General features: G+C 38.7%; 21 protein-coding genes and 1 tRNA gene. 17 read left to right on the forward strand and 5 right to left on the reverse strand.

What is annotated here, in order from left to right:
- The first annotated feature begins 84 nt into the window (after positions 1-84).
- Genes QM830_RS02350 through QM830_RS02370 form a run of 5 tightly spaced genes read left to right on the forward strand, consistent with a single transcriptional unit; the run spans position 85 to position 3,856 of the window.
- On the forward strand, positions 85-1,023 hold the full coding sequence (locus tag QM830_RS02350) for an ABC transporter permease (protein ID WP_009730897.1): 939 nt from the start codon (positions 85-87) through the stop codon (positions 1,021-1,023).
- Entirely contained in the window at positions 1,020-1,829 is an 810-nt protein-coding gene (locus QM830_RS02355) for an ABC transporter permease (protein WP_009730898.1), read from the forward strand. Before QM830_RS02350 ends, QM830_RS02355 begins: the two co-directional genes overlap by 4 nt.
- Positions 1,810-2,601, forward strand: a complete 792-nt coding sequence (locus QM830_RS02360; protein ID WP_009730899.1) for an ABC transporter ATP-binding protein — start codon at positions 1,810-1,812, stop codon at positions 2,599-2,601. Before QM830_RS02355 ends, QM830_RS02360 begins: the two co-directional genes overlap by 20 nt.
- On the forward strand, positions 2,588-3,244 hold the full coding sequence (locus tag QM830_RS02365) for an ABC transporter ATP-binding protein (RefSeq protein WP_009730900.1): 657 nt from the start codon (positions 2,588-2,590) through the stop codon (positions 3,242-3,244). Before QM830_RS02360 ends, QM830_RS02365 begins: the two co-directional genes overlap by 14 nt.
- A gap of 39 nt (positions 3,245-3,283) precedes the next feature.
- The gene (locus QM830_RS02370; RefSeq protein WP_049515092.1) at positions 3,284-3,856 is read left to right on the forward strand and encodes a flavin reductase family protein; all 573 of its coding nucleotides are present in this window, start codon (positions 3,284-3,286) and stop codon (positions 3,854-3,856) included.
- A gap of 31 nt (positions 3,857-3,887) precedes the next feature.
- On the opposite strand, the gene QM830_RS02375 is transcribed toward QM830_RS02370, so the two are convergent.
- The 4 genes from QM830_RS02375 to QM830_RS02390 form a co-directional block, all read right to left on the reverse strand.
- Entirely contained in the window at positions 3,888-4,814 is a 927-nt protein-coding gene (locus QM830_RS02375) for a hypothetical protein (RefSeq protein WP_414325455.1), read from the reverse strand.
- A 74-nt stretch (positions 4,815-4,888) separates the two neighbouring features.
- Positions 4,889-5,131 (reverse strand): type B 50S ribosomal protein L31, encoded by a 243-nt coding sequence (locus QM830_RS02380; protein ID WP_003016441.1) that lies wholly within the window; start codon positions 5,129-5,131, stop codon positions 4,889-4,891.
- A gap of 160 nt (positions 5,132-5,291) precedes the next feature.
- Positions 5,292-5,876, reverse strand: coding sequence for a lantibiotic ABC transporter permease (locus tag QM830_RS02385; protein WP_414325458.1), 585 nt, complete (start codon positions 5,874-5,876; stop codon positions 5,292-5,294).
- Positions 5,877-5,972: 96 nt separating this feature from the next.
- The gene (locus tag QM830_RS02390; RefSeq protein ID WP_414325460.1) at positions 5,973-6,917 is read right to left on the reverse strand and encodes a DHH family phosphoesterase; all 945 of its coding nucleotides are present in this window, start codon (positions 6,915-6,917) and stop codon (positions 5,973-5,975) included.
- 148 nt (positions 6,918-7,065) lie between these two features.
- On the opposite strand from QM830_RS02390, the gene QM830_RS02395 reads away from it, so the two are divergent.
- The 12 genes from QM830_RS02395 to QM830_RS02450 all read left to right on the forward strand — a co-directional run bounded on the left by QM830_RS02395 (position 7,066) and on the right by QM830_RS02450 (position 15,358).
- Positions 7,066-7,335: a TIGR04197 family type VII secretion effector gene (locus QM830_RS02395; RefSeq protein WP_414325462.1), complete on the forward strand. Its 270-nt coding sequence runs from the start codon at positions 7,066-7,068 to the stop codon at positions 7,333-7,335.
- Between the two features lie 17 nt (positions 7,336-7,352).
- A complete protein-coding gene (locus QM830_RS02400) occupies positions 7,353-7,727 on the forward strand; it encodes a DUF3958 family protein (RefSeq protein ID WP_009730906.1) in 375 nt (124 codons plus the stop codon).
- Complete coding sequence (locus QM830_RS02405) at positions 7,702-9,666, forward strand: DUF3114 domain-containing protein (RefSeq protein ID WP_414325463.1); 1,965 nt, start codon at positions 7,702-7,704, stop codon at positions 9,664-9,666. Before QM830_RS02400 ends, QM830_RS02405 begins: the two co-directional genes overlap by 26 nt.
- The gene (locus tag QM830_RS02410) at positions 9,650-10,252 is read left to right on the forward strand and encodes a hypothetical protein (RefSeq protein ID WP_414325465.1); all 603 of its coding nucleotides are present in this window, start codon (positions 9,650-9,652) and stop codon (positions 10,250-10,252) included. The genes QM830_RS02405 and QM830_RS02410 overlap by 17 nt, the downstream gene beginning before the upstream one ends.
- A gap of 96 nt (positions 10,253-10,348) precedes the next feature.
- The gene (locus QM830_RS02415; protein WP_414325467.1) at positions 10,349-10,927 is read left to right on the forward strand and encodes a hypothetical protein; all 579 of its coding nucleotides are present in this window, start codon (positions 10,349-10,351) and stop codon (positions 10,925-10,927) included.
- A gap of 13 nt (positions 10,928-10,940) precedes the next feature.
- Complete coding sequence (locus QM830_RS02420; protein WP_009730911.1) at positions 10,941-11,660, forward strand: hypothetical protein; 720 nt, start codon at positions 10,941-10,943, stop codon at positions 11,658-11,660.
- A 153-nt stretch (positions 11,661-11,813) separates the two neighbouring features.
- Positions 11,814-12,257, forward strand: a complete 444-nt coding sequence (locus QM830_RS02425) for a flavodoxin (protein WP_414325469.1) — start codon at positions 11,814-11,816, stop codon at positions 12,255-12,257.
- Between the two features lie 63 nt (positions 12,258-12,320).
- The gene (locus QM830_RS02430) at positions 12,321-12,593 is read left to right on the forward strand and encodes a chorismate mutase (protein ID WP_414325471.1); all 273 of its coding nucleotides are present in this window, start codon (positions 12,321-12,323) and stop codon (positions 12,591-12,593) included.
- A 46-nt stretch (positions 12,594-12,639) separates the two neighbouring features.
- A complete protein-coding gene (locus tag QM830_RS02435; protein ID WP_414325781.1) occupies positions 12,640-13,803 on the forward strand; it encodes a chloride channel protein in 1,164 nt (387 codons plus the stop codon).
- A 123-nt stretch (positions 13,804-13,926) separates the two neighbouring features.
- The gene (rplS, locus tag QM830_RS02440) at positions 13,927-14,274 is read left to right on the forward strand and encodes a 50S ribosomal protein L19 (protein WP_021153086.1); all 348 of its coding nucleotides are present in this window, start codon (positions 13,927-13,929) and stop codon (positions 14,272-14,274) included.
- Between the two features lie 43 nt (positions 14,275-14,317).
- Positions 14,318-14,389 (forward strand) — tRNA-Arg (locus tag QM830_RS02445).
- A 660-nt stretch (positions 14,390-15,049) separates the two neighbouring features.
- Positions 15,050-15,358 (forward strand): hypothetical protein, encoded by a 309-nt coding sequence (locus QM830_RS02450; protein ID WP_009730915.1) that lies wholly within the window; start codon positions 15,050-15,052, stop codon positions 15,356-15,358.
- Positions 15,359-15,543: 185 nt separating this feature from the next.
- Here the strand turns inward: QM830_RS02450 and QM830_RS02455 are convergent, their stop codons facing one another.
- A complete protein-coding gene (locus QM830_RS02455; protein ID WP_414325473.1) occupies positions 15,544-16,800 on the reverse strand; it encodes an MFS transporter in 1,257 nt (418 codons plus the stop codon).
- Between the last annotated feature and the right edge of the window lie 645 nt (positions 16,801-17,445).

The following is a 17,445-nucleotide window of genomic DNA, read 5'->3' on the forward strand; positions in this document are numbered from 1 at the left end:
TGTTAGAGGATTCCCGGTTTAAAGGATCTCTGAGGATCTTTTAAACCGGCTCACATTGTTTTTAGGATCTAACTATTATATGATATGAAAGCTATTTTTAAAAAAATTCTGAGTTTTATAAGTGGTTTACTTGTTATCTCCATTATCACCTTTATCCTGACCAAATTTACGTCGCAGGATCCAGCAGAGAACTATCTTCGAATCCGGCATTTGCCGATAACTCCAGCGGCTCTTGAAAATGCTAGAACCTATTTGGGCTTGGATAAATCCTGGATTGAACAGTATCTTTCTTGGTTGATAAAGGTTCTTCACTTGGACTTTGGAACGTCTTATTTACTGAAGGAATCAGTTGTCAGTTTAATTGCTAGCCGTTTCCTGTCTACTTTTTATTTAGGAGTCACTTCTTTTATCCTCATTATTGTTGTCTCTATTCCAATTGGGGTTATCAGTGGCTTGAAGACCAATTCCTTCTTTGACAAATGCGTGCGCTTCCTTGGCTTTAGCTCGGTATCCATGCCTGCCTTCTGGTTGGGTTACATGTTGATTTTTATTTTTTCTGTGAAATTAGGCTTATTGCCTGTATCTGGTAAAAATGAAACTCTCAGTATCGTCTTACCAAGCATCACCTTAAGCTTTTCGCTGATTGGCCAATATATTGCCTTGGTGAGAAAGGCTGTATCGACCCAGTTGGAGAGTCCACATGTTGAAAATGCGCGCATGAGAGGGGTTAAACTACGCTATCTTTTACCCAATCATGTTCTTCGGAATGCTTTGCCATCTATTGCGACTGGTTTAAGCCTAACCTTTGTCTATTTGATGACGGGTTCCTTGATTGTTGAAGAAGTCTTCTCCTGGAATGGATTAGGCAGTTTGTTTGTAGAGGCGATTCGATCGATCGATACTCCCTTAATTCAGGGATGTATGATGTTATTTGGCTTGCTATTTTTATTGAACAATGGCATGACACAAGCTGTCAACCACTGGATTGATCCACGAGTAAGGAAGAGAGGAAATGAATCATGAAAAAAAGTGTGATGTTTTCCATTTTCATATTAGGTCTCTTGGTTTTCCTTGCTTTGTTTGCATCCTTTATAGCGCCTTATGATCCCCAGTATGTGGATGTTTCCAATAAACTCCTAAGTCCGAGTTCCCAACATCTTTTAGGAACAGATCAATTGGGAAGGGATGTTTTCTCGAGACTCTTATACGGGGCACGCTATTCCTTATTCTTAGCCGTCGCGATTAGTATTTTGGAAGTCGTGACCGGGTTTATCGTAGGCTTGGTTGTAGGTTGGTATCAGGGGAAAATGGAAGGAGCCTTTCTTTGGTTTACCAATGTCTTGATGGCTTTTCCAAGTTTTCTTCTCTCCCTAGCTACTGTTGGCATCTTGGGACAAGGGATGAGCAATATGATCATTGCCATAGTCATTATCGAATGGATCTACTATGCAAGAATTGTGACAAATCTGGTCATTTCTACCAAACAAGAGCCCTATGTGATCAGTTCCCAGATCATGGGAATGGGGTCCTTTCATATCCTCAAAAACCATATTTTGCCTTTTATCTACAAACCAGTACTGGTGATTCTTCTCATGAACATCGGGAATATCATTCTGATGATTTCTGGTTTTTCTTTCTTAGGAATTGGAGTCCAACCCAATGTTTCGGAGTGGGGCTTAATGTTGCATGATGCGCGGGCTTACTTCCGAGTGGCGCCTTGGATGATGATTGCACCAGGCTTAGCTATCTTTTTAACCGTTATTTCCTTTAACCTATTTGGTGAATATATTGAAGAGAAAGGAGAGAAGAATGGAATCATTCATCATTAAAGATCTTTCTCTTGTCGATCAGGAGGAGTCTCGTCTGGATCGGGTTTCCTTCACCCATCCCTTAGGCCAATCCCTGCTAGTGGTGGGAGAAAGTGGATCTGGAAAAACGCTCTTAACGAAGGCTTTAATAGGGATTATTCCTCGGAACATGAAACAGACCGGATCGATTCATTATGGGGATCTCCATCTAGATTCTTTTTCAGACAAAGACTGGAACGCCTTTAGAGGGCAGAAGATCGCCTACTTGGTTCAAAATCCCATGTCCATGTTTAATCCCTTTCAAACGATTTGGACGCATTTCTATGAGACTATAAAAAGTCATTCAACTCTCTCCAAAAGTGAATGCCGCAAGAAAGCTCTTGACGTTCTAGAAAAGGTTCGAATCGCAAATCCAGAATCGGTTCTCCAGCAATACTCCTTTGAACTAAGTGGAGGCATGCTCCAACGGATTATGTTAGGCATTATCTTATGTCTAGATCCAGAAACGATTATACTGGACGAACCAACCTCAGCGGTCGATCGTGTGAACCGTGAGATGATCCTAAGCTTGATCAAAGACCTACTGGTTCAGCATAAGACGGTTATTACCGTTACCCATGACTATTATTTGGCGAGGGAACTCGGGGGCAATATGTTGGTCTTGGAGAAGGGAAAAGTCGTTGAATTTGGAAAAACCGAGGATCTTTTGACAGCTCCAAAAGAAAGCTATACCAAGGAATTATTCTTAGAACAAGATTTGAAGCAGGTGATCAGAAATAATGCTGGAATGTAAAGATATTACGGTCAACTATCAAGGTAAAACTGTATTAGACCATTGCAATCTATCCATCAAAAAAGGTGAAATTGTCGGAATTATGGGAGAAAGTGGGAGTGGCAAGTCCACGCTGGCAAGAGTCATCTTAGGAATTGAAAAGCCAACTCAAGGACAGGTTCTCTTAGATGGCAAAACCTATTCCATCAAAGAGGATGGCGTTCGCATCTTAGTCGTTTTCCAAGATTCCTTTCACGCAGTCAATCCACGATTTACTGTGAAAGAAATCTTGCTAGAAGCTCTTTCCAAAGATTTTCCGATGGACCAGGTCGACACTGTTTTAAAAGAGGTAGGTTTACCATCAGAAGTACTAGAAAAAAGAGCAAGAGAATTAAGTGGTGGCCAGTTGCAAAGAGTTTGCATTGCCAGAACCTTGCTCCTAAACCCAGATGTCATTATTTTTGATGAATCTCTCAGTGGTTTGGATCCCAAAACCCAGGTACAGATTTTACAATTGCTTTATAAGATTCATGGTAAGTATCAGAATACCTTTATCTTCATCGCTCACGATGAGCAATTGTGCCGGGCCATTTGTGATCGCATCCTGATCTTAGAAAATGGCCAATTTACCCGTGAAATTCAGGATCTAGCGGAAGCGACCTGAACTTCCAAGGGAACAAGAAGCAATAAAAAGGAGAAAAGTGTGAAACAAACATTTGAAACACGTAAATTATATTTTGGATTTCCTGTATTTTTCTTAGGATACAAGGATGATGCGCATGGATATAATATTTCGACCTCTAGTTCAGCCTATACTCTCGGTAGTATGATGGTGGTCGCTATGAGAACCAAAGGAAATGCCGTCACAGAAATTAAAAAACACGGATCGTTCACCGTGAATATCCCTACAGAGGAGCTCTTAACAGAGGTTGAAATAGCTGGTTTCAATAGCCGCAAGGACAAGTTTGCTCTTACAGGTCTAGACTATACAATTGGGGAAACAGTAGACGCTCCAATGGTAACGGCTTGTCCAGTTTCCATTGAATGCCAAGTTGTTGAATTTGTAGAATGTGGAGCATTGACCAATATTATCGCTCGTGTAACCCGTCGTGAAGTAGAAGAAGACTTGATCGATGAAGACGGAACCTTCAAGAGCGATACTTTCTCACCGATCAGCTATATTGGAGATGGAGCTGGCCGATATTATAGAAACTATAAAGATGGTGGTGTTCCAATGGGAAGCATCATCAAGAAAATCAGAGAAAATGAAGAATAGCAGAAAAAGGCTAGGGGACCCCTTAGCCTTTTTACTTTCCAAGCGCCACCTTTCGAAGAAGGGCTTTGCGTTTTCGTTCCTCTACCATGCTTAGAAACTCTTGGTAGGCTTTTTCTAGGTCAGCTTGGTATCCTTGTGGGACCTTAAATTCCAACTGATCCAGAAAGACAGGAGCACTGGTCCCTTTATAGATTTCTCCTTGAAAGAAGTAGTGCTTGCTGACAATGTCGATAGAGAGTTGCGAAGAACGCCAGCGTCTCTTGCGCGTGTGTTTGGGTTTCCATCGAAGTTTTAGCTGCTGATCTCGCAAGTACCAACCCATGATCTCAAGGTTGGCCCTTTGTCTAGTTTTAGGATCCAGATAGTCAGCTGGGATGCTGAAGACCTTGCCCCCACGTTTACTATATAAGAAGGGATGAAAATCGGGAATGAAGTCATAGTCTTTACTGGAGACAACCGATAGAGCATCAGGAGTTCCCACCTCAGAACGGCTCGTATAACGAAAAGGATCAAAGTCTGCCAGGCCTTTTGCTGTTCTTTTCCATTCGAGTTCATAAGCTGTGACTTGGTCTCCAATATTTCGCGTTGTTTTTAAAAAATGGAGGACGTCCTCGTGAGCCTGATAGAGAGCAACGATGTTTTTTAACCTCGCTTCCTCAGAAAATTCGTACAGTTCTCGAGGAAAAGCCAAAACGTAGAGAGTATGCAGAGCTTCAAGAGGGACAGCAGCGATGCCCTCTAAGAGCTCCTGACGGTCGATGAGACTGGCATGGGCAAATAAAAGGCTCTGCCCAGAATCTTGTTCTAGATCAATCACAAACAGTTGCATCTCTCTTTTAAAGAGGAGAATGAAAGTATCCGCTGTTTCCTTCTCAAAACGAACCAACGGAATAGAAGAATAATGGTGGTAGGGTTTTAAGGAAAGATAAGTCCCCAATGTTTCTGTGATATAATGCATTTTTCTATTGTAACATAAGAAAGGAAGAACTCAAAAAAACCACTCCCAAAAGGGAAGTGGTTCTGTGTTGGTTCTTATTTGAGACCGTATTTTTTGTTGAAACGATCCACACGTCCATCTGCTTGAGTGAACTTTTGACGTCCAGTGTAGAATGGGTGTGAGTCTGATGAAATTTCAACACGGATCAATGGGTAAGTTTCACCTTCGAATTCAACAGTCTCGCTAGAGTACTTAGTTGAACCACTAAGGAACTTGTAACCAGTAGTAGTGTCCATGAAGACAACAGGGCGATATTCTGGATGGATATCTTTTTTCATTTTGCAATATTTCCTTTCTGCCATGGTCTCTTTCCGAGCCATAGATTGTTACCTAGCTAGTGTACCAAATTTCTAGGATCTTGACAAGTATTTTCACTAATTTTATTTAAATTAATCATTAAAAAATCACCCTGGCTAAGCCAAGGTGATGACGATCTTCTTATTGTTCGGATTGATTAGGATCTTTTGGTGCTTGAGCTGCTTGCTCAGCTTGTCCTTCTGTATGTTCGTGAGACTCTTTTTTAATCTCATTTACAGCAGTTTTTACAGTAGAAGATGTGACGCGTCCTACTGATTGAGCAAATCCTTTACCTGATTCAGCAAGTTCTTCGAATGTTCCTTTAGTGATTTTACCACCTGACATCGCCAAGAGACCAGTCACAACAATAGCGATGCTTGCGATTAAAGTGAGGATCAAACCAAATCCGATTGAAAAGCCATAATCACCAATTCTTATAGTAACATTACCAAAATTAATAGTGCGATATAGTGTAAAGATAGTTGAGAAAGCTCCCGCTACAATAACACCCATTGCGAAATCTTTAGACATTGGTGTGTTTACGTTGTTCAAGCAAGCAAGAATGATGGAGCCAATTGCAAGAATGATAACAATCCAAGAATGTACTTCAAGACCACTAAAACTACCTGATCCAATTATTCCCATCGAATAGGTACCCCAAGGTAAGAATGATCCAAGAATCGCCGCTGCAGAAGAGATAACGATAAACAAACGATTTTTTTCCATAAAAAGACTCCTTAAAAATTTTAATAGATTTATTTTACCATAAGGTTCTTGAATTGAAAACCCCACAAAAGCGATAAAAAGGCTGAGAAATCGTTCTCAGCCTTCGTTCGTACGAGCCACTTCTTGTAGTTCTTGGTAGATTTGGTCATTCTCTTCAAGAGAGTAAGAGTTCGCCCCACTCGCTAGTGGATGGCCACCACCGTTATGGCGTTTAGCAATTTCGTTAATCACTTTTCGTTTGCTGCGCATCCGGACACGGAAGTGACCGTCGGGTTGCTCAACAAAGATAGCCCAAACAGATACGGTATCGATGCGTCCAGGAGCTCCGACAATTGCAGCAGTCTCAGAATCACGTAGATCAAATTTCTTCAAGAGCTCTTGTGTCAGGGTCACACGCGCAGCGCCATGCTCATCGATCTCAAGGTGGTCATAGACATAGCCTTGCAGTTTAGCGGTTTTAAGATTGATCGTATCCATTTGACGAGCAAGGGCTGTAAAATCAAAAGGAATGCTTCGAAGGTAGGCAGCGATCTCAAAGGTCCGAGTCGAAGTAGCAGGATAAAGGAAGCGACCCGTATCGCCGACAATCCCAGCATAGAGGAGACGCGCAGCACTAACGGGAAGTTCGAGATCTAATTCCTTAGCAAAAAGTGCAATCAGCTCACTGGTAGAGCTTGAGTCTGTTTCAACCCAGAGCAGATCACCATATGCATCGTCATTTGGATGGTGGTCGATCTTGATCAGGAAATCCCCGGTCGTATAGCGCTTGTCATCGATGCGGGGAGTATTGGCCGTATCACAGACAATCACCAAAGCTCCCTCAAAATCCTCGTCCTTGACCTCATCCATTTCAGCAAGCCAAGTCAAGGTCGGCTCATCATAGCCAGTTGCCAATACCCGCTTTTGAGGGAAGTGCGCACGCAGGAGATCCCGCAAGCCCACTTGGCTACCAATCGCATCCGGATCCGGATTCTGGTGACGGTGGATAATAATCGTGTCATAAGCTTGAATCTTTTCAAGAATGTCTTTCATTACGTTCATACAATACCTCGTTTTCTTAGTCAATTTTAACATAAGAAAGGCCCATCCAGCAAGCGTTTATCACTATGTAGGGGCAGTGGAAGCGGTTTTACAGAACTTCATTATTTTGGTAGAATGGATGAATAGATTTAGTATGGGAGGGACTAGGATGATTGAAATTAAAAGTAATGCTGAGACAGCACAAGAGTTAGCGGCTACATTAACAGCAAGTGGGGATACACTTTCGGGAGTTGCAGCAGCTACAAAAGATGAGAAAACGATTCTTGCTGGAAATGATGCAGCCCTTCAAGCCATTGATACTGCTAGCACCAAAGCAGGAGAAATTGCAGCAGCGATTGAGGCGATTGGGACCAATCTTCAAAGTGTTGCAACTGGATTTACAATTGTTGATGAAGCAAATTCTGCTCGTATTTACTAAGTTGAGAGAGCAGGATAATGAATCACGATCAACAACTATCAGAATTAATAAGAAAAGAAGACTTTCTTTATCAAAAAGAAAGGGCTATTCTAAAAGAAAAAAGAAGCTTGGAAGATGAGATGAATCGCTTTGAGGGCTATAGTTTTGAAGCGCACCGATTATTATGGAATTCATTTGAATCCTATCCTTCCTCTAGAAATCTCTTTGATCAACTACAAGAGGAAGTTCTTCATGAATCCCGCAAAATGTCAAATAGTTATTTGGAAGAATTAGAAGAATTAGACCGTCAAAAAAGAAAAATTGAAGATGATTTAAATGATATTTATCATGAACGAAAAAAAATATATTTAGAACAGGAGAGTGACAATGGGAATCGAAGTTTATCGAGGTAGTTTGTATAGTCAAGCTACTAGCACAGGGACGATGGTTGAGCAGCAATTGAAAGCCTATGAGGCTCTTGGAAAATCACTATCACAGATAGAAAACTCTGCCTCTCTTTTATCTGGGACAGCATACGATTCTTTCCGTACTTTTATTACGAGTGTTGTCCAGCCATTGAAAGAGGCAGGAATAGCTTTAGCAGAAGCTACACAAGAGAGTGTCAAGAAACTTCCAACATCCTATCGCACAGAGGTGGCTGATGAGGACTTAAAGGAAGATAAGTTGGTTGCTGATATTGAACGTTATGATCAAATGATGTCTGAAATTCAAAGAGAGCTTAATGAAATAGGGGATAGTCAATCTACGAGTGCTGGTGATTTCCAACGAATACAGAGATTACAGAGGATTCAAAGATTAAATATATTAGATAGTATTTTTCAATCTGCTAGAAATGAACTACAAGAAAAATTAAATAAACTAAGAGCATTTAATACAAGTTCTCCTGAAATATTTGGTGATATAGATGTTTTAAGCAATGCTATTCAAACAGGCATCAGTCAAATTAATCTAGCCTGGGATCCAAATACTAGTACTTATACTGTTCCAACAGATCTATCTTGGATTACTGATGTAAAAGAGAACGTTGAGAATAGAGCTTTTGCTAAGAAATATGAGATTGAAAGACCTCAGAATATAACCTGGAAAGAATATAATGAGTACATCACTGGCCTACGCGACCAAAACAATCAACTAAAAGAAGTAGATGGATGGGATCAAGCTGCGGTGGATAGCTATGTCCATCAAGTTAAAGAAGGGTCTTCTGATATCCATACAGGTAGTGGGTTAATTGCTAAAAGAGATGAATTGTTTGCACAGACGAAAGAAATTGGCTCTGATGTTTATACAATTATGTATGCGGATAGCAAACTAGATTCAAAAGCGAAAGTAGAACTTGTCCTTAAGCAATTGGGGGCAGAAACGGATGAAAATCAGTTTATGCATTTGACAAGCAAAACGCATAAGATTTCAGATAACCTACCACCACACGGTGATTTCAACATGTATTTTAGGCGGGATGTGGTAAAGGCATTCGGAGATTACCATCTTGATCCATTGAGTGATGATAACCTTACTCCTGAAGAACGTGCGAAATTTAGTAAAAAAGAACTTAAACTGCGGCAACAAGTCCATTTCTTCCGCTATTATCTGGATCGTCAAGCGATTTACTATATTCGCAGTCATTACGAAGGAGCAAATGATTACGAAAAACTGTTAGCATATGGCAAAGAAAACAATATTGAATTTGATTACACAACTGGCTCTAACTTCCATAACCGCTTTAATCCAAAAGATGGTTTCCAACGTCCATATAATATGAAGGTTCAAGTCCCTCAGGGCAATTCAGCTAAAGGAAAAGATTTGAACAACGCGCGGATGGTGGAGTTTATTGTAAATTTGGATACCGGCGAGTTTGATACCCAATGGGATGCTTATGACAAGCACAAACTTCCAAATGGTCGCTATAACTCCGATCCAAGCGAATATTCTGAAGATGAATTAAGAGAAATTGCCAATACGGAATCCTTTAATTATGGTCCCTCAATAGGTCAAAATACAGATGTTGAAGGGATTTATGTAGGTAAACACGATATGCTGGATATGAATGCACCAGAGCCAGCTACCCGAGTTAAAGCTAAAGAGTTATTCCGTTATGAAAAAGATTTGGGCAAAAAGGATGAAAATACTGGACATGTTGGTCAATTTTCGGATATTGTAAAAGGAGAAGGACATGAGGATTATGAAGCATGGCAACGAAATACAAAAGATATGTCAGAAGAAGAAAAAGTGGAAGAGTATAATAAATTTAAGAATTTTGCTGATAGTGCTAAGTCTAATAATAACGGTTATTCTAAGTATATCCATAGTAAACAATATGCTAAAGACCACTAAAGATTCAAAGTCAATATTAGAACAACAAAGGTTTATTGTAGTTGCTGATTCCATTGACAAAGATCAATATAATCATAACTTTGAAATTGGAATTGATCTGAAAAATAAGAATTATTATAATTCTACTCAAGCAGCAGTTAAAAATGGGAAAAAATTTGGAGAATATGCGTCCGTTTCTTCGTCTGATAGTTATAACGGTATTCTTTATGAGGAAGTTACCTCCGCAATTCTGAATTTAAAGGTTTCAAAAGATGAGATCGAGAAATCAAACTATATCATTGAGCGAGATCCGAAATCTCTAATTACTAAATCACGAGTGAAAGAGGAAAAGACACCTGAATTTGAGGCTAGAGTTTTAGATAAAACTGACCAATTTTCCAAAGTGCGGATTACTTATAATCAGGATTACTTGCCAGTCAAGCTTGAATGGTATTTTAAAGGTGATGAGGGGCTTAAGTGGTATACCTGGAGTCGTTTTTCTTATCCCTATAATACTGAATCTGAATTTAATAAAAAACTTGATGAAGAAATCCAGAGGATCAAAGACATTGAAAAGGAACACGAGGTGGAAGAAGAGGATGGTTAAGGATCAAAAAAGGTTAAATAGTAAATGTGGGAAAAAATAAGAGTTGTAAGTATTTTATCGATTAGCATACTTTTCATGTGTATCGTAGGGTTTTTCGTGATTTCAAACGTGGATATGGATAGAAAACAAACGAGCTATGAAAGAATGCAAGCCCGTCAATTTGTTACAGTTCAGGATAGTAGATATCCCGAAGATGAGGTTAGTTTTAACTTGAAAACTCATGAGTTTTATTGTTCTACTAATGCTATAAAAAATGGAAAGATTTATGTGAATAGCGTATACACGCCAACTGTTCTGTATAAAAGTAAATTGGAGGACATGGTAACATATGGTATTATGAATATTCCAATTGCAAAAAGGGATATTTTGAATCATCAGTATACGTTGGAATTTAAAGCAAGTAAATTTATCAATCAAAATTATCTTTCTGATTTAAAGAAAGGGTATATAGAAAATTATTATGTGCACGATAAGATGAGTAAAGTTCGTGTTACCTATAACAAAGAGTTTCTCCCCATAAAACTGGAAGGATATTATGAAAAAAATGGTGAAATGAGTTGGAATACGATTCGCACTTACTCTTACCCATTTAAAAACAAATCTGACTTCGATAAGAAATTAGACGAGCAAATCCAGTTGATTAAAGAAATTGAAAGTGAGAAAGAAGGAGATTAGGATATAGAGTGATATGAAAGTATTAAAAAATTTATTAAAGTTAAAATCTCTATCGAAGAACCATCTTCTCTTAATCGTGGTAGGTATAATAATAGCTGCTGTTTTTAGTATCCAAATAGTCAACCATGTTCAAAAACTATCAAAGGATGCTTATGCTATTTTGCAGGAACAACGATTTATATTTGTGCAAAACCCGGAATGGACGAAAATAAGGGGAGATGATTTTGGTACAGGTATCGATCTAGAAGCAAAGAATCTATATATTCCTTTTAATACAGCTGTTAGGGGAAGTGAAAAATATGGAAGCTATAGCGATGATAGTGCCTCGAGAATCTATGAAGATGTGGTTAAAAATCAACTTTCATCGGCACTCTTAAAGGGGAAATTCTCAAGAAAGGAAATTCGGGATTCCAACTACAAAATCACGCGCTCACCAGAATCTTTGATCGATAAAAAATTGCTCAAAGAAGAATATCCACCAGAATTTGAGCTTTTATACAAATATCAAAAGGAAAGTCAATTCTCCAAAATCCGAATCACATACAACAAAGAATTCTTGCCCACTAAAATTGAGTGGTATTATAAGGATAAAGAAGGCCTCAAATGGTACACATGGCGTACTTATTCATATCCATTCAAAAACAAAACCGAATTTGACAAGAAATTAGACGAGCAAATCCAGCTGATCAAAGATATTGAAGAGGAACACGAAGCGGAAGGAAGGGATGGATAGAAGAAACCTATCAATAGAAGAAAACGAGGGTGATTAGGTTCCATCGGACCTTTTTCTATGAACAAGCCATGACTTTCATCTTCTCGGGAAAGGTTTCGTGCAAAATGCTTGAAAAAGTGGTATAATACGGAAAATAGATTTTGGGAGGAAATTATGACTGTAGCGAAAATTGTTTTTGCTAGTATGACTGGAAATACTGAAGAAATCGCCGATATCGTAGCGGATAAATTCCGTGATCTTGGTGTCGAAGTAGATGTGGATGAGTGTACAACTGTGGATGCGGAGGACTTCCTTGAAGCAGATATCGCGGTGGTAGCGACTTATACCTACGGCGATGGAGAGCTTCCAGATGAGATCCAAGATTTCTACGAAGATTTGGCTGGCCTTGATCTTAAAGGCAAACTTTACGGTGTTGTAGGATCAGGTGATACCTTCTACGATGAATTCTGTAAAGCAGTTGATGATTTCGACCGTTGCTTCGCTGCGACTGGTGCTGAAAAAGGCTCTGACTGTGTTAAAGTTGATTTGTCTGCAGAAGACGAAGACATCGAAAAATTAGAGGCCTTTGCAGAAGAACTCGTAGCAAAAGCAAATTAATGACAAAGAGGCTGGATCGATGGATTACAGCCTCGATTTATATCCAAAATAAAGAGGAGACACATGGATTTAGATCAGATTCGTAAGGACATTGACCAGATTGATCAAGAGCTTGTAGCCTTGTTGGAAAAACGGATGGTTTGTGTCGGTCAGATTATAGAATACAAGGAGCAGCAGGGCCTACCTGTGCTCGATCAAGGAAGGGAAAGAGAGGTGCTAGAGAAAGTCGGCTCTCTTGTGATGGATGAGCAGTATCGCACAACTATTCAAAGCCAGTTTCAAGATTTAATGGCGCGTTCTAGAAACTACCAAGAGGAGGTGAGGGCGCGTGACTAGTCTGTCCATCAAGCAAAAAGCACAGCAGTATGTGGTCCTAACAGGGATGGCGCTTTTCATTGGTCTCTTGGTAGGTGCTATTGATATGATTTTTGGTCAAGGATTGCTCCTGATCGGAGATTTCCGAAGCCAGCACTGGCCTTTGATTCTTTTTCTAGCCATAGCGGGTCTTGTCATCGTTTATCTTTATAAACGTTTTGGTGGGAAGGCTTCAAAAGGGATGGGATTGATCTTTGATGTCGGGCATGCGCGTGAGGAGGAAATCCCCTTGGTCTTGGTGCCTTTGATCATGCTGACGACCTGGATGAGCCACCTCTTCGGTGGTTCGGTTGGTCGGGAAGGCGTAGCGGTCCAGATCGGAGCAACCCTTTCGCATCGTTTTGCCCGTTATTTCCAGTTTCCGGATGCTTCGCGTATCTTTCTCATGACGGGAATGGCCGCTGGTTTTGCGGGGCTCTTTCAGACGCCACTGGCAGCAACCTTCTTTGCCCTTGAAGTCTTGACAGTTGGGGAGTTGCAGTTGATTGCCCTCTATCCAGCCCTCATCGCCTCGATCGTGGCGAGCTTTACCTCTCATGCTCTTGGCTTGGAGAAATTTGCTGTGCCACTTAAGGAAACGCTGAGCTGGACACCAGAGACCTTGATCAAAGCCGCCCTTCTTGGCTTGGCGTTTGGCCTCGCTGGGAAGCTCTTTGCAGTTAGCCTTTCTTGGTTGAAAAAAACAGTCGCGAAAGTACTGCCTAATCCGTATATTCGAATCGCGGTCATTGGGGCTGGACTCAGCTTGGTCCTCTTGACCCTCCAGCTGACCAAGGTCGGCTCTTATAGCGGACTCGGAACCAATCTGATTGATATGGCATTTCATCAAGGAAGTGCACAGAGTTATGACTGGATCCTCAAGCTCCTCTTTACCGTGGTGACCATTTCGGCTGGATACCAAGGAGGAGAAGTGACACCGCTCTTTGCGATCGGAGCTACACTTGGCGTCTTTCTCGCTCCTCTGCTGGGCTTACCCGTCTTAGTTGTGGCCGCTATCGGTTATGCCAGTGTCTTTGGCAGTGCGACAACGACCTTGCTCGCACCGATCTTGATTGGAGGAGAAGTCTTTGGCTATGCCAACCTTCCTTTCTTTGTGATCGCCTGCGCCATCGCCTATTGCCTACCAAAAGAGTGGAGCATTTATTCCGGTCAAAAAGTTGCAAAAAAGTAGAGAAAAGAGCTTTACAAACCTTAGAATATCTGATATGATAGTTTTTGTGCGTAATGGAAGCACAAAAATACAGTTTATCCGCTGAGGGAAGTCCCTCAAGATTGACGAAGATAGGAGAATAAAATGAATCCATTAATCCAAAGCTTGACTGAAGGTCAACTTCGTACTGATATCCCTGCATTCCGTCCTGGTGACACTGTTCGTGTACACGCGAAAGTTGTCGAAGGATCTCGTGAACGTATCCAGATCTTTGAAGGCGTTGTTATCGCTCGTAAAGGTCAAGGACACACTGAAATGTATACTGTTCGTAAAATCTCTAACGGTGTCGGTGTTGAACGTACATTCCCAGTACACACTCCACGTGTAGACAAGATTGAAGTTGTACGTTACGGTAAAGTACGTCGTGCGAAATTGTACTACCTTCGTGCATTGCAAGGTAAAGCAGCTCGTATTAAAGAAATCCGTCGTTAAGACGAACAAGGAGGCGGGAGTGATCTCGCTTCTTTTTTTATCTGTCCCCTTAGTTCAATGGATATAACAACTCCCTCCTAAGGAGTAGTTGCTGGTTCGATTCCGGCAGGGGACATGAATTTATGACGAAGAACAATTTTCTAATTGAGTAGAAAAAATTCCTCTTTCTAGACTTTCCTTAGGTGAGGACGGACGTCAGCGAACTAAAACTAAAAGTTTATGTACAATTGACTTAACATGAGCTAAACAATTGATACAACTGAATTAGAAGCATAAAGTACATTCTTTAAGGAGTGTACTTTATTTTTGTTTTGTACATTATTCTGGAGTGGTATTTTGTATGTTTTCTAGTACATAATATCCTCTAATCTGAGAAATTAATTTGTACATTATTTTCAATGATAATCAATGTATAATAAAAAATTTAAAGTTCAAATTCTGAAACTACTTTCACATATATAAAATTGAATCTAAATTGCTCTAGGCCTATAATAAAGATAGGGATAAAAAGAAATCTTCCTAGAAAGGAGTATACTGTATCATATGTGACAGTATTATTAATGAATCATGAAAAAAATAATTACTATAATACAGTGCATTTTGTTTCCTGTGTCTCCTTATATAGCTAGAGAACTATGCTTGATGAGTAAAAATCTAGTCGATAATATGTTCCTTACATTCTTTATTATTCTAACAATTTCTTTTTGGCTTGGTATTTGGAAGTTGGGAGATCTTGTGGGAAATCCAAAATAGAAAGTAAAAAGTTGTGCTAGAGATGAGATTTTTATTTATTTTAATTATTAATACACCTTATTTCTTTTATTTAAAATGGAAGGATAAGCCTAAACAAAAAAATAAGTCCTTTTGTTATCTTTATAAGTTTTACATGATTTACTTGTGGTTTATCCTTATAATTTCCATAATGGCTAGCGGTATTTTATCCCTTGGAGTAGTAGCTGGTATGGGAAGAAAACTTCCGTTTGGTTTCTTTGTTTTATCTGTTTTAGGTGTAGTTCTATTTAGTTTCTATATTTTTAGTATTCTAAAAGAGATAAAGGAATTAAAGCAAATAAAAGGTAAGTAAATAGATAGACGTAATCTAATTTGAATTGTCTTTATCTGGACTATACATCCGTATCTTGAACAGGTTACTAAAAAGGTGCTAAATTATGAAAAAAGTCCCATTGTTAGTCTAAGTTGTTAGTATTAAAAAAAAGACAAGGTTTTTTATCCTTGTCTTTTCGTTTTAGTATTATTTAGGTTTCAATGTCAATAAATGTGTTCTTTTTGGAGTATTCTATATATTCTAGGTAACATTATCATGGTATAGATCAGGAGAGAAACACCTCCAAATATGAATATCAGACCTCCGTTTATGTCCTTTTGAAATAGATAAGTAAATACAATGGTACCTATCGGCATGATAGACGTATTTAGTGTGAACAAAGTACTCATTACTCTTCCTAAATAATTTGTTTCAATACTACTTTGAAGATAGGTCATGACGACAATATTTAGAATAACAAGAGTGAATGCGATAATTCCCATAAATAAACCGCCAATGGAAGAAATAATCACTTGGGTGTTACTAGTTGCAAATGTAATACCCAAACCAACGATAGCGATGGTTAGAAGAAAAAGTGGAATGCGAATTCTATTAGAGAGAGGTGTATTATTTTCTTTTTTGTCTGGCAATAGTGACATAGACACACTGGCCAATAGCATTCCAACCGCAGACATAGTTTCTAGGATACCTACTGTTGCATTATCTAATAAGAGTTGCTTTTTGACTACAAATGGTACTCCAATGCTAATGGAAGTATAGAAAAAATTCAGTACAACACTAACAAGAATAATATATTTGACAATCTGATTTTCTTTTAAGAATTGGATAATTTCTTTGACCACGTGTTGATGCTTTTCATTCTGTTTAATCTTGACTTCTTGCTCTTCGTGTTCATAGAAGAATTTCATGGTAAGTAAGACACCTAAAGAAAGGAGGTTTGCAATGATTTCTATGAGAATAAAGTCTGAGAAGCCTAACCAATTGTAAAAAACAACTCCAATAGCTGGGGAAAGCATGGTTGCGATAGCGATGGCGGTTTGTGTAACAGAGCTTAGACGTTGAATTTTTGTATCATTTACTAACTCGTGGATAGAAGCTGAGTAACAAGTATCATTTATGTTAACTGTAATAGAGTGGAGTATGACAAACGGGATTACTAGATATAAGATAGTAGATGAATTCGTTAAAAAATAAAAAGCATAAAACAGAAGAAAAATTATAAGCCTAAAGATGAAATTATAAATTAAGATCTTTTTATGACGGTATCGGTCTACTAAATTACCGATTGGAAGCAAGAAAATCAAACTGACTAAAGGATAGATGATCATATTGATTCCAAAACTCATTGCCGATTTTGTTTGGTCCAGTAACATTAATCCTAAAGCAAAATTAAAAGCTTTTCCACTTAAGGAGCTAATAAAACTACTGATAAAGTCTTTAACGATTTGTCTATTAGACATTTGATCACTTATTAAATTTTTAATATTAACCCCTCCATTCGTTTCAACATTGATTCGGTTATCTAATCCTATTCCATGTATTGTAAGGTATTCGGAATATTAGATAGACCATAATTTTTGTTAATTAAGATTTTATCAATTATTCTAACAAAAGTATAATAAATAATGTAAAAAATATTATATTTATGTTTACTAATTATATTTCTCTCTTGCTTTGACATTATCTAAATTGATAACTTCATACGTACCTCTTCTAATATAGGATATATTTTATAATCGTTAAAGTATTTCAAAATGAAACAGATTGATTTATTTTGCTTTTTATAGGCTTTACATTTATTCCAGTTGTTGATACTATTTATCATAACATTTGACACCGTTTTCAAACGAGAGTACAATAATATTGAGGACAAGTTGGTTAATCTCTTTTATTTAGGAGGTGTCAGATATGCAAATCTATTTTATTTATTCTATTTTCTTTCTATTATCACTTGTAGTTCTAGCTTATCTTATTAAGTTACTCATTGCTCATTTAAAAAGAAACTAAGTAACATTTTGCCCAAATAGTAGTTATTTGGGCTTTTGCTATACTTTAGCCTAGTAGATTAAATTTATAAAGGTAGTGTTGAGCATCTTCTTGTTGAG

This window comes from Streptococcus sp. OMI750, from assembly GCF_047463895.1.
GTDB lineage: Bacteria > Bacillota > Bacilli > Lactobacillales > Streptococcaceae > Streptococcus.

Excerpts from the sequence above, each read along its gene's own strand:
- QM830_RS02455 (WP_414325473.1), bottom strand. The coding sequence starts at position 16,800 with ATGTCTAATAGACAAATCGTTAAAGACTTTATCAGTAGTTTTATTAGC.
- QM830_RS02405 (WP_414325463.1), top strand. The coding sequence starts at position 7,702 with ATGGGAATCGAAGTTTATCGAGGTAGTTTGTATAGTCAAGCTACTAGC.
- QM830_RS02365 (WP_009730900.1), top strand. The coding sequence starts at position 2,588 with ATGCTGGAATGTAAAGATATTACGGTCAACTATCAAGGTAAAACTGTA.
- QM830_RS02390 (WP_414325460.1), bottom strand. The coding sequence starts at position 6,917 with ATGAACGTAATGAAAGACATTCTTGAAAAGATTCAAGCTTATGACACG.
- QM830_RS02410 (WP_414325465.1), top strand. The coding sequence starts at position 9,650 with ATGCTAAAGACCACTAAAGATTCAAAGTCAATATTAGAACAACAAAGG.
- rplS (WP_021153086.1), top strand. The coding sequence starts at position 13,927 with ATGAATCCATTAATCCAAAGCTTGACTGAAGGTCAACTTCGTACTGAT.
- QM830_RS02380 (WP_003016441.1), bottom strand. The coding sequence starts at position 5,131 with ATGAAAAAAGATATCCATCCAGAATATCGCCCTGTTGTCTTCATGGAC.
- QM830_RS02355 (WP_009730898.1), top strand. The coding sequence starts at position 1,020 with ATGAAAAAAAGTGTGATGTTTTCCATTTTCATATTAGGTCTCTTGGTT.
- QM830_RS02450 (WP_009730915.1), top strand. The coding sequence starts at position 15,050 with ATGAGATTTTTATTTATTTTAATTATTAATACACCTTATTTCTTTTAT.
- QM830_RS02395 (WP_414325462.1), top strand. The coding sequence starts at position 7,066 with ATGATTGAAATTAAAAGTAATGCTGAGACAGCACAAGAGTTAGCGGCT.
- QM830_RS02420 (WP_009730911.1), top strand. The coding sequence starts at position 10,941 with ATGAAAGTATTAAAAAATTTATTAAAGTTAAAATCTCTATCGAAGAAC.
- QM830_RS02430 (WP_414325471.1), top strand. The coding sequence starts at position 12,321 with ATGGATTTAGATCAGATTCGTAAGGACATTGACCAGATTGATCAAGAG.
- QM830_RS02350 (WP_009730897.1), top strand. The coding sequence starts at position 85 with ATGAAAGCTATTTTTAAAAAAATTCTGAGTTTTATAAGTGGTTTACTT.
- QM830_RS02400 (WP_009730906.1), top strand. The coding sequence starts at position 7,353 with ATGAATCACGATCAACAACTATCAGAATTAATAAGAAAAGAAGACTTT.
- QM830_RS02385 (WP_414325458.1), bottom strand. The coding sequence starts at position 5,876 with ATGGAAAAAAATCGTTTGTTTATCGTTATCTCTTCTGCAGCGGCGATT.
- QM830_RS02360 (WP_009730899.1), top strand. The coding sequence starts at position 1,810 with ATGGAATCATTCATCATTAAAGATCTTTCTCTTGTCGATCAGGAGGAG.
- QM830_RS02425 (WP_414325469.1), top strand. The coding sequence starts at position 11,814 with ATGACTGTAGCGAAAATTGTTTTTGCTAGTATGACTGGAAATACTGAA.
- QM830_RS02375 (WP_414325455.1), bottom strand. The coding sequence starts at position 4,814 with ATGCATTATATCACAGAAACATTGGGGACTTATCTTTCCTTAAAACCC.
- QM830_RS02435 (WP_414325781.1), top strand. The coding sequence starts at position 12,640 with ATGGCGCTTTTCATTGGTCTCTTGGTAGGTGCTATTGATATGATTTTT.